At 69.5% G+C, this 13,128-nt stretch carries 14 protein-coding genes; 6 read left to right on the top strand and 8 right to left on the bottom strand.

Translation table 11 applies throughout. The features are described 5' to 3' along the window. Window positions 1–104: 104 nt before the first annotated feature. The gene (locus SK803_RS46055; RefSeq protein WP_319972601.1) at window positions 105–803 is read right to left on the bottom strand and encodes an ankyrin repeat domain-containing protein; all 699 of its coding nucleotides are present in this window, start codon (window positions 801–803) and stop codon (window positions 105–107) included. Between the two features lie 44 nt (window positions 804–847). Here SK803_RS46055 and SK803_RS46060 point away from each other — a divergent pair, with 44 nt between their 5' ends. Both SK803_RS46060 and SK803_RS46065 read left to right on the top strand, forming a co-directional pair. Continuing rightward, window positions 848–1,408 carry a hypothetical protein gene (locus tag SK803_RS46060; protein WP_319972590.1) on the top strand — a complete coding sequence of 187 codons (561 nt, stop codon included), beginning with the start codon at window positions 848–850 and terminating at the stop codon, window positions 1,406–1,408. Window positions 1,409–1,419: 11 nt separating this feature from the next. Next, on the top strand, window positions 1,420–2,376 hold the full coding sequence (locus SK803_RS46065) for a catalase family protein (RefSeq protein WP_319972591.1): 957 nt from the start codon (window positions 1,420–1,422) through the stop codon (window positions 2,374–2,376). Here SK803_RS46065 and SK803_RS46070 read toward each other — a convergent pair. The 3 genes from SK803_RS46070 to SK803_RS46080 all read right to left on the bottom strand — a co-directional run bounded on the left by SK803_RS46070 (window position 2,373) and on the right by SK803_RS46080 (window position 4,141). Then, window positions 2,373–2,858: a glutathione peroxidase gene (locus SK803_RS46070; protein ID WP_319972602.1), complete on the bottom strand. Its 486-nt coding sequence runs from the start codon at window positions 2,856–2,858 to the stop codon at window positions 2,373–2,375. The genes SK803_RS46065 and SK803_RS46070 overlap by 4 nt on opposite strands. 31 nt (window positions 2,859–2,889) lie before the next feature. Next, window positions 2,890–3,321 (bottom strand): spore-associated protein A, encoded by a 432-nt coding sequence (locus SK803_RS46075; RefSeq protein ID WP_319972592.1) that lies wholly within the window; start codon window positions 3,319–3,321, stop codon window positions 2,890–2,892. A gap of 70 nt (window positions 3,322–3,391) precedes the next feature. After that, window positions 3,392–4,141, bottom strand: a complete 750-nt coding sequence (locus SK803_RS46080; RefSeq protein WP_319972593.1) for a GntR family transcriptional regulator — start codon at window positions 4,139–4,141, stop codon at window positions 3,392–3,394. Between the two features lie 103 nt (window positions 4,142–4,244). Between SK803_RS46080 and SK803_RS46085 the strand changes: the two genes are divergently transcribed. From SK803_RS46085 to SK803_RS46095, 3 genes are read left to right on the top strand one after another with little or no spacing between them, the layout of a single operon-like run. Beyond that, complete coding sequence (locus SK803_RS46085; RefSeq protein ID WP_319972594.1) at window positions 4,245–5,507, top strand: MFS transporter; 1,263 nt, start codon at window positions 4,245–4,247, stop codon at window positions 5,505–5,507. 28 nt (window positions 5,508–5,535) lie between these two features. Then, a complete protein-coding gene (locus SK803_RS46090; RefSeq protein WP_319972595.1) occupies window positions 5,536–6,918 on the top strand; it encodes an acyclic terpene utilization AtuA family protein in 1,383 nt (460 codons plus the stop codon). Further along, window positions 6,911–7,240, top strand: a complete 330-nt coding sequence (locus tag SK803_RS46095) for a DUF4387 domain-containing protein (protein ID WP_319972596.1) — start codon at window positions 6,911–6,913, stop codon at window positions 7,238–7,240. Before SK803_RS46090 ends, SK803_RS46095 begins: the two co-directional genes overlap by 8 nt. A 106-nt stretch (window positions 7,241–7,346) precedes the next feature. On the opposite strand, the gene SK803_RS46100 is transcribed toward SK803_RS46095, so the two are convergent. Next, the gene (locus SK803_RS46100; RefSeq protein ID WP_319972597.1) at window positions 7,347–7,886 is read right to left on the bottom strand and encodes a GNAT family N-acetyltransferase; all 540 of its coding nucleotides are present in this window, start codon (window positions 7,884–7,886) and stop codon (window positions 7,347–7,349) included. Window positions 7,887–7,969: 83 nt separating this feature from the next. Continuing rightward, window positions 7,970–10,648 carry a toll/interleukin-1 receptor domain-containing protein gene (locus SK803_RS46105; RefSeq protein ID WP_319972598.1) on the bottom strand — a complete coding sequence of 893 codons (2,679 nt, stop codon included), beginning with the start codon at window positions 10,646–10,648 and terminating at the stop codon, window positions 7,970–7,972. A 187-nt stretch (window positions 10,649–10,835) separates the two neighbouring features. On the opposite strand from SK803_RS46105, the gene SK803_RS46110 reads away from it, so the two are divergent. Continuing rightward, the gene (locus tag SK803_RS46110; protein WP_319972603.1) at window positions 10,836–11,858 is read left to right on the top strand and encodes an LLM class flavin-dependent oxidoreductase; all 1,023 of its coding nucleotides are present in this window, start codon (window positions 10,836–10,838) and stop codon (window positions 11,856–11,858) included. 270 nt (window positions 11,859–12,128) lie between these two features. Here the strand turns inward: SK803_RS46110 and SK803_RS46115 are convergent, their stop codons facing one another. Next, on the bottom strand, window positions 12,129–12,545 hold the full coding sequence (locus SK803_RS46115) for a DUF3592 domain-containing protein (RefSeq protein ID WP_319972599.1): 417 nt from the start codon (window positions 12,543–12,545) through the stop codon (window positions 12,129–12,131). Between the two features lie 47 nt (window positions 12,546–12,592). Beyond that, complete coding sequence (locus tag SK803_RS46120; protein WP_319972600.1) at window positions 12,593–13,093, bottom strand: MarR family winged helix-turn-helix transcriptional regulator; 501 nt, start codon at window positions 13,091–13,093, stop codon at window positions 12,593–12,595. Between the last annotated feature and the right edge of the window lie 35 nt (window positions 13,094–13,128).

Consider the following 13,128-nt stretch of genomic DNA (forward strand, 5'->3'; position numbering starts at 1 on the left):
TTGTGGTGTGGCGCGGAACGTTGCCGGGGAATTCGCGGTCAGCGCGGTGCCGCGAGGTGCCCTGCTGAGCGTGGATCAGCCCGCCACCGTTCCGCGTCGCGCAACTAGCTCCCTCCCTGGTCCCGCAACCACGCGGCGAGATCGTCGAAGTCGTTGCGCAGCGCCGCACCGAGCGGCGTGAGGTGTTCCCACGGCGGGAGCCAGTTGACGTTCGCACCTCGCGCCAGCAGGTACTCCGCGCACTCGCGTTGACCTCCGTGGCACGCGCCCCAGAACGCCGCGTCGATGTCGTTCGCCGCCGCGGGAAGCAGGCGTTCGACGTGGTCCCGCAGACCGAGGGTGGCGGCGTCGATCAGCGTGACCGCGGCGCCGCGCTCGACCAGGCGACGCGCCGCGTGCCACTGCGCGAACGCCCGCGCGTCGGCCAGCGGGGTGCCGCCGCCGATCACCGCCCCGTCGGCGTCGATGTCCGCGCCCGCGTCGAGCAACGCGTCGAGCACCACGACGTCGTCGGCGCTGGCCGCCCAGTGCAACGGCGTCTCGGTGTGCGGCCCCTCGAACCGTGCGTTGACCTCGGCTCCCGCGGCCACCAGCAGCTCCACGGTCTGCGCACCGTTCTGGCAGCGCGCCGGCCAGTCCGTCAGGACGTGCAGCAGGGTCCGGGAGCTACCGCTGTCGTCGAGGATCCGCGCGGTCGCCAGGCCGTCGTTGTCGGCCAACAGCCCTCGTAACGCGGCCAGGTCACCGGCGCGGATCGCCGCCGTCACCGCCAACGCCAGCGGTTCGTCGTTCCGCAGAGTCATCACCGTCGAAGTATGGCATTTCACCGTTTTCGGCGGGTGAGTTCATGGACGTGAATGGTCCCTCGCGAGCCGCTTTTCGCAACTCGTGGCATCATCGCGAAATTGCGTTCGCAGGGGTGGAGGGGATTGTGGCCGAGTATCTCATTTCGCAGCACGACGGCCGCGAAGAACGTGCCGAGCAGGTTGCTGCGGTACGTTTCCCCGTCGCCGCAGGTACGGCCGCCGCGGGCGGTCCGGCGAAGCGCTGGCAGGTCAGGTCGCTCGAAGCCCGGGAAAAGCTCAGGATGAACCTGCGTCTGCTCAAGCGCAGGGGGGTGGAATTTCGTCCACGAGTTGCAGCCGCCGGCGCCGCTGAAGCCGGCGTCCATGATCCGGTCCGACGACATGGCCGGACTCGTCGACTACTTCATGCCGGTGCCGGGCGGCTCTGCGGGCGAATTGAGACAAAAGAGTCTCGAAGACTTCCGAGAGGTTTTCGCATTGGCTCAGCCGCCGTCGGCTCCATCCACAGCATCGAGGCCGAGATCGTCGCCAGGAACCGGCGCAGGACGGTGCCGTACGAGTACGTGCGGCCGTCCCTGATCCCCGACAGCACCAACATCTGATGGCAGGAGCCATGACCGCACCGAGCACGAGCTGGCAAGAGGTCGTCACACCCGACGAGGCGCAGCGGCACCGGGACCAGGCGGACCTGTTCGTCGAGATGCAGCGGCGCAAGTCCGAGCAGTTCGGCACCGGCCGGGCGCTGCACCGCAAGCAACGCCCCGCACTCCGCGCCACCCTCGAGGTGCTCGCCGATCTCCCGGACGAGGCCAGGCACGGCATCTTCGCCACCGAGGCGCGCTACGACGTGTGGGTTCGGCTGTCCAACGGCGGGTTCGACCGGGCGCCTGACCGCACGCCGGACATCCGCGGGTTCGCGTTCAAGGTGCTCGGGGTCCACGGCGAGTCGGTGTTCGGCGGCCCGGCCGCGAGCCAGGACTTCGTGCTGATCAACCACGAGAAGTTCAGCTCGTCGACCAGCGAGGAGTTCAGCCAGATCACCACCGCCGGTGGTGGCGGCCTGCGCGGCATCCTGCGTCTCCTGCTCCGGTCGCCGCGCCTGTTCGGGGATCTCAGGGAGGTGCGCGGCGCGTTGAACAAGCCGTTCAGCGGGTTCGCCACCGAGGACTTCTTCAGCGCCGCCCCGATCTCCTGCGGCCCCTACGCGGTCCGGGTGCGCGTGCGGGCGGCGTCGGACCGGGTGAACCCGCAGGCGCCGGACGACTGGTCGGCGGACGTCTACGACCGCCTGGCCGAGGCCCCGCTGGTGTACGAGGTGCAGGTGCAGTTCTTCCTCGACGAGGCGCGCACGCCGATCGAGGACGCCGCGGTGGTGTGGGACTCGCCGTATCGGACCGTGGCGCGACTGGTGATCGGTTCACAGGAGCCGGACGAGGAGTTCGCGGCCCAGGTGGAGGCCGCGAAGTTCGACCCGTGGAACGCGCTGGTCGAGCACCGCCCGCTGGGTGAGGTGATGCGCGCCCGCAAGGTCGCGTACCGCCCCAGCCAGCTGGGCCGAGGTGCCGGCTAGCGCAGGGCGGCCTCGATCGCGTTCGTGATCGAGGCGTCCTCGGGCTCGACCTTCGGACGGAACCGGCCCAGCACCTCGCCGTCGCGTGAGACGAGGAACTTCTCGAAGTTCCACTGCACGTCGCCCGCGGTTCCGTCGGTGTCGGGCTGTTGCACCAGCTGCTGGTAGACGGGGTGCCGGTCGGAGCCGTTGACCTCGACCTTTTCGTAGAGCGGGAACGACACCCCGTAGGTCGTCGAGCAGAACGTGGCGATCTCCTCGGAGGTGCCCGGCTCCTGGCCCATGAACTGGTTGCAGGGGAAGCCGACGACGGAGAAGCCCTCCGCGCCGTACTTCTCCTGGAGCCGCTCCAGGCCGGCGTACTGCGGGGTGAGGCCGCAGCGCGAAGCGACGTTGACGATGAGCAGCACCTTGCCCCGCAACGTGCTCAGGTCGCCCGGCTCGCCCGCGAGAGTGGCGACCGGGATGTCGAGGATCTCCATGACCTCAACGTAGTTCATGGCTCGCGGGCCATCAGCCGCAGTGTGACGGACCCGAGTACCAGACGGTCCACACGCCGTTGACCGTTGCGCCGCCGCCCCAGTCGATGCACCTGCCCGCAGCGGACGCCTTCGCCGGACCGGCGTAGGTGGTGTAGTTGTCGTCGTCGATGTCGTAGTTGCGGAAGATCCCGTCTGATTCCTGCCGGGCGATTCCGGCCTGCAGACGGCTGGAACCGCCGGGATTCGTCTTCCAGGTGACCACGCAGTTGGTGCTGCCGTTGTACAGCAAGCGGATGGTGGCGACGCTGCCCAGCTTGTGGCTGTCGATCTCGTGGTAGCTGCCACCGCCGCAGGCGGAAATCGGGGACGACGCCGCTTCCGCCGTACCGCTCACCATCACCGAAGCGGCGCACACGGCGGCGGTGGTTGCGGTGAGGGACAACGCTTTTCCGAACCTGGTCATGCGATCGAGCCTATGGACCACGATCCGCCGATTCGAGGAAATCGCGGAACGTCGGACGGAGTCGGACGCTTCAGCGGTTCGTCGTCGTGGGCTCCACGCCGGCCGGGCCGGGAGCGCGGCGCAGGTCGTCGAGTCCACCACGGACGTCGTGCATCGCGATCTGTTCCGCGGTGGCCGAGTCGCCCGCGCGCAGGGCGCGGACGAGATCGCGGTGACCGGCGTAGCGGTCGAGGCCGTACTGGTGGTTCGCGAGGACCCGCTCCAGCATCCGGGTGCGGCGCTCGGCTCGGGTGAACACCCTGGTCTGCTCGAGCAGCCGGACGAGAACGGCGTTGCCCGCGCAGGCGGCGACCGCGTCGTTGAAGCGTTGCATGGTGTCCAGCAACGTGTTCACGTGCTTCACGACGGGGCGGCCCTCCGCCTCGCGCTGCTTGATGACGATCAGCAGGTCGTCCGCCTCGTCGAGGGTGGCGTCCAGCCCGTCGAGCTGGGCTGGGGTCGCGTGCCGGGCGGCGAACCGGGCGATGAGGCCGCGCAGTGCGATCTCCACCTCGGCGAGGTCCTCGACGGCGGAGGCGCCGATGTCCGCGACGACGACGGTGCGCGGGCCGGTCCTCTTGATCAGGCCGTCCTGCTCCAGCCGGCGGATGGCCTCCCGGACCGGGGTGGGGCTCATCGACAGCCGTTCCGCCAGCCCGCGCTCGGTGATCTTCTCGTTGGGTGCCAGCTCACCTGCGGTGATGGCCTCCTGGACCGAGCGGTACGCCCGCCCGGCCAGCGTCTCGAGCTGCGGTTCGCGTGGATCTTCGTCGGCCGTCACGAACGCTGATACTACGGCTTGCGTGCAAGCTATTGCTTGACCATGTTGCTATAGCATCCTAGTTTGGGATCGCCGCGACGACATCGAGCCAACGGAGGCTTCTGTGCCATCACTCGCCGCGCCGGTGGACCGGCGGCTCGCCAGGCGCATCACGTTCTTCGTCGCGCTCGCCGTGTTCGCGCAGGAGGCGACCTGGGACTTCTACGACGCACAGGTGCCACCGCTGCTTCGTGAGCACATCACGAGCACGGCGGTCGTCGGCCTGGTCATGGGCATGGACAACCTGCTCGGCATCTTCGTCCAGCCGTGGATCGCCCACCGCTCGGACAACACCCGGACCCGGTGGGGCCGCAGGATTCCCTACCTGGCGGTGGGCATGCCGCTCGCGGCGGTGCTGTTCACCCTGATCCCGCTGGCGACGGCGCTGCCGGCGCTGATCGGGATCATCTTCGTCTACTCGTTGGTGGGCAACAGCTTCAAGCCGATCGCGCAGGCTCTGCTGCCCGACTTCATCGAGCCGGACCGCAGGGGCAGGGCGAACGCCGCGGTCAAGATCGCCTCCGGCCTCACCGTCATCGTGTCCGCCCTCATCAGCGCCCTGATGGTGGACGACCACCCGAAGCTCGCGTTCACCGTCCCCGCCGTGCTCATGCTGGTGTGCACCGCGGTTCTCGTCTGGCGGGTGCGCGACAACAGGTCGAGGGCGTACCAGGTCGCGGTCGCCGAGGACGCCGGGCGCGCGAGCGAACCGGCGGCGAGACTGCGCGACCTGATCAAGGACATCCTGCGCGACCCGAACCGCAGCCGGCTCCTCGTCGTCACCGCGGTGCTGCTGTTCGCGTCGGCCTGGTTCTCCTCGCGTTCCCTCTTCACCCCGTACGGCATGGAGACGCTGGGGCTGTCCCGTGGCGCGGCGGGCTCGCTGACGTTCCCCAGTGGCGTCGCCTTCCTCGTGGCCGCCTATCCCGCCGCGTTGCTCGCCGAACGCATCGGGCGCGTCCGGACGATGACCATCGGGATGGTCGTCTTCGGCACCTCGCTCGGCCTCGGTACGTTCGTGCCGACCCCCGCCGCCACCGTGGTCGCTTTCTGCGTGGCTGCCGCCGGCGCGTCCGGGTTCCTGATCAACGCCGCCGTCGTGCTGTGGAACCTGGCGCCGTCCGCCCAGGTGATCGGCCTGTACACGGGCCTGTACACGGTGAGCTGGGCCGCGGGAGGGTTCATCGGCCCGGCGATCGTCGGCGCGATGATCGACGTCACCGGGTGGCGCTACATGCTCCTCGACATCGCCGTGGTCACCGCACTGGCCGCCGCGGTCACCCTGCGCGTCGCCGTTCTGAGCCGCCGTCACGCGGTCTCCCTCTGACCATCGCAAACCTGGAAGGACAACCACGATGAGCGTTCCCGCCGCGGCCGTCCGCGTGCTGACGCCCACGGGCATGCTCGGCGCCGGCTTCGCGCAGTCCACAGTGGACCGAGGGCTCGCGCTCGGTGCCGACGTCATCTCCGTGGATGCCGGCTCGACCGACTCCGGCCCGCACTACCTGGGTTCGGGCACCGCCAAGACGACCGCTGCCGCCGTCGCCCGCGATCTGCGCATGCTGCTGCGGGCCTCGGCCCAGGCCCGCATCCCTTTGATCGTCGGGTCCTGCGGCACCAGCGGCACCGACTCGGGGGTCGAGTGGGTCGCCGGAGTCGTAGACGACGTCCTGCGCGAGGAGAACCTCGGCCTGTCCGTCGCGACGATCCGCAGCGAGCAACGTGCCGACTTCATCAACGAACGCCTGCGCGAGGGCGCGGTGCATCCGCTGGCGCCGGCCGCCGCACTCGACGAGGCCACTGTGGACAGTTGCACCCACGTCGTCGGCATGATGGGCCACGAACCCATCGAGGAGGCCCTGCGCGCGGGCGCCGACGTGGTGCTCGCGGGCCGCGCGACCGACACCGCGGTCGCCGCCGCGTTCCCGTTGATGATGGGCATGCCACCCGGCCCGACGTGGCACGCGGCGAAGATCGTCGAATGCGGCGGGCAGTGCACGACCAACCCGCGCACGGGCGGCGTGCTCACCACGATCGACCACACCGGATTCACCATCGAACCGCTGGATCCCGATGCCGCGTGCACGCCGATCTCCGTTGCCGCGCACATGCTCTACGAGACGGTGAACCCGTTCCGCATGCGGGAGCCCGCCGGTGAACTGGACGTCACCGAGTCCACCTACACGGCCCTCGACGCACGGCGCGTGCGGGTCGAGGGTTCCCGGTTCCACCCCGCCGAGCAGCACACGATCAAGCTGGAGGGCGCCCGGATCACCGGCTACGAGACGATGTCCTTCACCGCGATCCGCGACGAGCACATCCTCGCCCACGTCGAGGACTGGACCGAGCTGTTCGTGAAGGTCTTCACCGACCGCGTCGCCCAGACGCTCGGGCTCGACAGCACCGACTACGACTTCGACCTCCGCCGCTACGGCTACGACGCCGTCTTGCAGACCCTGGACCCGGCAGGCCGCCCGCCCCGCGAGATCGGCGTGATGCTCCTGGTCCGCGCCGCCACCCAGGAACTCGCGACCGCCGTCGCCAAGGTCGCCAACCCGCTGATGTTGCACCTGCCGACCCCGGACATGGCCTACCTGCCCAGCCTGGCGTTCGCCACCTCACCCGCCGAGACCGAGCGCGGCCCGGTCTACGAGTTCGTGCTCAACCACGTCGTCGACACCCGCACGCCCACCGAGATGTTCCGCATCGACCACCGGAAGGCGCCCAGCCATGCCTGACCAGCCCCCGCAGACGTTCGGCGATCTCGCGCTGGAGGTCCGCTCCAAGAACGCCGGCCCGTTCTGGGTCACGATGGAGCTGTTCCTGCGCGACGAGGCCGGCTACGCGCTGGCCGCCGCACCGGAGATCATCAACGAGCACGTCGTCGCCGCTCTGTACGGCGTGCGCTCGGACGACGTCCAGATCTTCCGGATCCCCTCGCTGAAGGTCGTCAAGATCTCGTTCCCCCGGCCGGTTCCCCAGGGAGGGCTGCGGGATCGCGACATCCACGCCGGGCAGCACCACGTCCCGCTCGCGGCGCTGCCGGCGTGCCTGCCGTGAGGAACGGGGTCGAAGGCTCAGCGGTGACGGCGGCCCGTGCCGCGCTACGGCGTGGATCCGCTGGGCCAGGTCGTGACTGAGGTTGAAGGCGTGGATCACGTCGTGGTCAGGGGCACTGGTCGTCGTGGAAGTCCGGCACGGTGGTCTCCCCGGTCTGCCAGTCGCGACGGATGATCGCGTAGCCCACCGAGTCGTGCCGGTGGCCCGACGCGTCCGGCCAGGCCCTGCGGTAGTGCGCTTCCTTCACGTACCCGCAGCGCCCGAACACCCGCCGCATCGCCGCGTTGTCCTGCCGTGTCGTGCCCTCGATGCGTTCGACGTGCGGATACTCGCCGAACAGCCGGTCCGTGAGCCACTGCACGGCCGCCCGCCCGAGGCCCTTCCCCCGGTGCCGGGCGCTGATCCGCAGGTCGAACATCGGCGTCTCGTCCTCGAGGTCGAACAGCCGGACGATCCCGGCCCGCTCGCCGCCGATCTCGATCCAGTACGTCTCGTCGTCGTAGTAGCCCTCGGCGACGCGTCCGAGCACGTCCTCACGCTGGACGGTTTCGGCCGCGTGGAACGGCCAAGGCTCGCCGGCGAGGAAGTCGGCCAATGCCGCCGCCTCGCCGGGATCGAACCTCCGGAACCGGAGTGCGGTGATCACAATCTTCACCGTGCCTTTCGGCGCTCAGCAGCGCGGTGCACCCGTCCGACCGTCGAAACACGGCAAAGGTTAATGGTCACGCACTAGCGGCACGGCCAGGGCACGTCGATGTCACCGAGATAGCGTCGCTGTTCCTCGGCGGACAGTCCGCCGGTGATCATCGGGCACAGCGTGCGGGCCCAGGCGGCCGGATCCGCTTCCCAGTGCGCCAGCAGGCCGTCCTTCCCGGCGGTCAGGAGTCCGCCGCCGGTCGCAACCAGTCCGGCCACCGGTCCGGCGGCACCTGGTTGCTGCCAGGTGCCGACTTCACTGCCGTCCGCGCTGTTCCACAGCATCAGCTCGCCGGTGTCGCGATGCGCCTGGCCGACCAGTCCGGGTGTGAAGGCCATCGACGCCCAGGCGCTGTCGACGCCCTGGCCGAACACCACGGGCTCGCCCGGCCGTTTGCTGTCGTCGAGCAGCACGCGGCCGTCGATGTCCGACGCGGCCACCTGCTCGCCGTCCTCGCTCACCGCGAAGCCCCGGACGAGGGCGGCGAAGTGGATCTGGCGGATCTTGTCCAGCTCACCGCCGTCCCAGCGCCAGAGCGTGATGTCGGTTCCCCCGGTTCCGTCGCGGGCCTCGAGCGCCTTGGTCACGATCGCGATGACGTCACCACGGGCGTTCGTCGCGATCTGCTGGTCCACGGTGGAGCCGCCGACCGGGTTCGTCCCGCGTTTTCCGGCGTCCTCGACCAGGGGCGTTCCGTTGGAACGGGCCGTGACGAGGTGACGGCTGTCGCCGAGAAAGCCGACCTCGTCGGTGAAGATCGAACCGACCTGCGTGCCGGTCGTGGTGTCCCACGTGCTGTGGGCGCCCGCCGCCCCCACGGAGAGTCGCTGTCCGTCCGGGCTGATCCGCACGGCACCGTTCGGTGCGGAGAAGGTGGACTTCTCGGCCAGAGTGCTCAACTCGCGCAGCACGATGCCGCCCGGCTGTGAGATCGCCGCGGTTCCGGCGGTGCTGGCGGCCACTCCGCTGACGCCCGCCGGTCCCTGCAGCTTGGCGCGCAACCGGGCGTCGTGGTCCGGTGCGGTCAGCACGACGCTGCCGTTCTCGGCGATCGAGGCGACGAGCCTGCCGTCGTCACTCATCCGCAGATCGCGGATCTGGCCGGGGTGACCGAAGAGCTGGGTGGTCTGGGTGAGCGTCTGGTCGTACAGCAGGACCGCGCCCTGCGCGGTGCCCACGGCGATGCGCTGTCCGTCGGCGGAAATGCTGACACAGCAAGCGTCTTTGCCCACCTCGGCCGTGCGCGTCCTGGCCTGTGTGCCCACATCCCGCAGTTCGAGGGTGGAACCGTTGAGCAGCGCCAGTGTCGAGGTGCTGATCGCCAGGCCGTGTGGCGACGTCCGGCCCGCGCCGAACGTGGACCAGGTGTTGCTCGCCGGTTCGAACGAGACGACCTTCGCGTTGGCTGAACGGCCGTCGACTGTGTACAGACGGTCGCCGCGGAATTCCACCGGTTCGCCGGGGACGTCGTCGCCCTCGACGTTGATCACCGGCAGTCCGGTCTCCAGGTTCCACACACCGAACTTCGGCGTGGCCCCGCCTGAGGTGCCGCCGGACATGGCCAGCCACCGGCCGTTCGGGGACAGCGCCACGCGGTGGACGGCACCGGCGAACGGGATGTCGTGGGTGAGGGAGCCGTCCTTGGTGTTCCACACCTTCACCGTCAGGCTGTTGGCGCTGGCCAGCAACCGGCCGTCGCCGCTGAGGGCCATGGCGAACGAACGCTCCGGCAGCGTGACGCCCGTGGGCCGGCGAGATTTGGTGTCCCACAAGGAGATGTGTCCGTCGGAGTAAGCGTGGGCGAACACGGCACCGTCGGCGCTGATGGCTACGTTGGCGAGCGTGCCCGCCGATGCGCCCCGGTTGCGGCTCACCGTGTCGGTTCCGGGGGAGACGATCGAGACCACGTGCCTGGTCCGGTCGAGCGTGCTCATCAACGCGGCTTTGGCCTGCACGGACTCGTTGGCGCTCCAAGACGCCAACGCGAGCCGGATCGCCAGTTGCGGGTTGGTGGGCATGAGGCGTTGCGCCTCGCCGGACAACGCCCTGGACAGCGCGATCCGGGCCTGCTCGGTCGCGCGGTCGCGTTGGGCGGCGGCGACCCCTTGCTGCCACACCGCGACGCCGCCCGCCACGAGCGCCAGGGACAGCAGGCTCGCCAGCACGGCGACGAGCCTGCGTTGCTGACGAAGGTCCTCGCTGATCAGTTCGTCCTTGGCGACCCCGTGGATCGCGGCGGCGACCGTGGCGGCCGCGGCGCGGAACTCCTTGCCGCGGCGACGCTCCGGCTCGCGCAGATCGACCCACAGCGGCTCGGCCTCGAACCAGCCGGCCAGCGCGCGGGGCAGCGCGGTGGTGCGGTCCCAGTCGAAGTCGCCGGTCTCGTCGTCCCAGACCAGCTCGCCGCCGGTCAGCACGATCAGGAACGTCTCCCTGGACTTCTTCTCCCGCCAGAGCGCGGCTTCGCGGCCGACCCACGGCGAGGCGGCGGACTCCGGGCACGCCATGAGGGTGAAGGTGCGGGAGGCCAGCAACGCCTCCTGGATCGACGACCAGAGGTTCGGGCTCGCGGCGAGGCTCACGTCGTCGCGAAAGACCCGCAGCGCCCGCGGCTTGTACCAGGGACGGCCGATCTGGTGGAGGCTGCGCTGCAGTGACCTGGCCAGCGGCCGGTCGGCAGCGTGGCTGTAGGAGATGAACCCGTCGTACACCCCTGACCCCCTTTGGTGGCACGGGATCCTACGGAGGTGATCACGCGGGCGTCCGGCGTTTGGCGCGAAGGCGTCCACCTGCCGCGAGAACCAGATCCGCACCGGTGGGAATGCCCGCGGGCGTCGCGGCGTTGTAGGTTGTAGTCTGGTTGAAGTGTCAACTAACGGATGGAAGTGTTCGCACGGGATGAAGAAGATCGGTTTTCTGTCGTTCGGGCACTGGTCGGACAGCCCGCACTCGCAGACGAGGTCCGCCTCCGACACGCTGCTGCAGTCGATCGACCTGGCGGTGGCCGCCGAGGAACTGGGTGCGGACGGCGCCTACTTCCGGGTGCACCACTTCGCCCGGCAGCTCGCGTCGCCCTTCCCGCTGCTGGCGGCGATCGGCGCGAAGACCGAGCGCATCGAGATCGGCACCGGCGTGATCGACATGCGGTACGAGAACCCGATGTACATGGTCGAGGACGCCGGGGCGGCGGACCTGATCGCCGGGGGAAGGCTGCAGCTCGGCATCTCCAGGGGATCGCCCGAGCAGGTCGTCGACGGGTGGCGGTACTTCGGCTACCAGCCCGCGGAGCGTGAGACCGAGGCCGACATGGCCCGCAAGCACGCCGAGGTGTTGCTGAAGGTGCTGGAGGGCGAGGGTTTCGCGCGACCCAACCCTCGGCCGATGTTCCCGAACCCTCCCGGTCTGCTGCGTCTCGAGCCGCACTCGCCGGGGCTGCGCGACCGCATCTGGTGGGGCGCGGGGTCCAACGGCACCGCCGCGTGGGCGGCCGAGCAGGGCATGAACCTGATGAGCTCGACCCTGAAGTTCGACGAGGGCGGGGCACCGTTCCACGTTCAGCAGGCCGAGCAGATCCGGGCGTTCCGCAAGGCCTGGACGGAGGCCGGATGGCAGCGCGAACCGCGGGTCTCGGTGTCCCGCAGCATCTTCGCCATCACCACTGATCTGGACGACGCGTACTTCGGCGGCGACGGCGAGAGCAAGGACCAGGTCGGTTTCATCGACGGGCCGAACAAGGCGATCTTCGGGCGCTCGTACGCCGCCGAGCCCGAGGTGCTGATCAAGCAGCTGGCCGAGGACGAGGCGATCGCCGAAGCCGACACGCTGCTGCTGACCGTGCCCAACCAGCTCGGCGTCGAGTACAGCGCGCACGTCATCGAGAACATCCTCGAGCACGTCGCGCCGGCACTCGGCTGGCGCTGACCCTCTGGACCGTGAACGGCGGTGGCGCGAGCCACCGCCGCCGCGGATAGCGTCTGCAAGTACCACCAACTCAACATCAACAGGCCACTTGCTGCTACCAACAGCTCTCGGATCTGGCGTAGCAGGTTCGGCGGTTCGCCAGACAGCGAACAGGTTGGTTGTAGTTGAGGGCGATTCGATCAAGAGTTGGTGGTACTTGCCGACGCCCGGCACCAACGAGGCCTGAGGTTTCGGGCAACACTTCTGGCCAGGTGCCCAGCCGCCGTTCGGTCACTCAGGCTTCTTCGGCGTCCACGCGATCAGGTTCATGAAGATCGAGCCGAGGATCACGACGCCCAGCATCACGCCCACCACCCAGTGCGCCTGGTCGTTGTCGGCCAGTGCCGCGTCGACGACCTTGCCGTTCTCCAGGTCGTAGCGGACCGTCACGCGCTCGCCGGGGTGCCGGGCGGGCCCGTTCTCCGACAGCGTGGCGACCTGTTTCGTGCCGTCCGGGAGCGCGTACTCGACCTTGACCGACGCGCTCTTCCCCGACTTCAGCCGCTCCTGCACCGTGCCCTCCGTGCTGGCCCAGGACCTCTGCTCCATTGAGGACTGGATCACGACCATCAGGCCGATCACCGCGCCCACCAGCACGAGCCCGGACACGAACCGGCCTCTCCGCGACTTGACCGACTTGGCCACCATGCCTCCCTTGCACGCAACATCGCCTCAACGACCCAGGGCGTGACAGGTCACGTGTCCAGCCACTCCGGCCGGGTGGAGGAAGCGGGGTCGAGCCGGTCGAGGATGCGTTCGTGCGCGGCGTGCAGCTGGTGCAGCTGGGTTTCGTCGAGCGCGTCGACGATCAGCTCGCGCACCGTGGTGACGTGACCGGGGGCTGCGCGCTCGACGGCGGCCAGACCCGCGTCGGTGAGGACCGCGCGGCTGGCGCGGCCGTCGTCGGGGTCCGGCTCGCGGCGCAGCAGGTCGCGGGATTCGAGGCGCTTCACGACGTTCGACAACCGGGACAGCGACGCGCTGGTGAGCTGGGCGAGCCGGCTCAGCCGCAGGGCGCGGCCGGGGATCTCGGACAGCATCGACAGCACGTGGTACTCGAAGAAGGTCAGCCCGGCGTCGCGCTCCAGCTGGGCTTCGAGCGTCGCGGGCAGCCTGGTCAGCACGCGCACCATGTCGAGCCACGCCAGGCGCTGCTCGGCGGTCAGCCAGCGGGGGCTCGGGGGGTCCGGGGTCACATCACCAATTTACTTGACGCTTGAACCAAACGCAC

Origin of the sequence: Lentzea miocenica (assembly GCF_033949945.1) — a bacterium.
Lineage (GTDB): Bacteria > Actinomycetota > Actinomycetes > Mycobacteriales > Pseudonocardiaceae > Lentzea > Lentzea miocenica.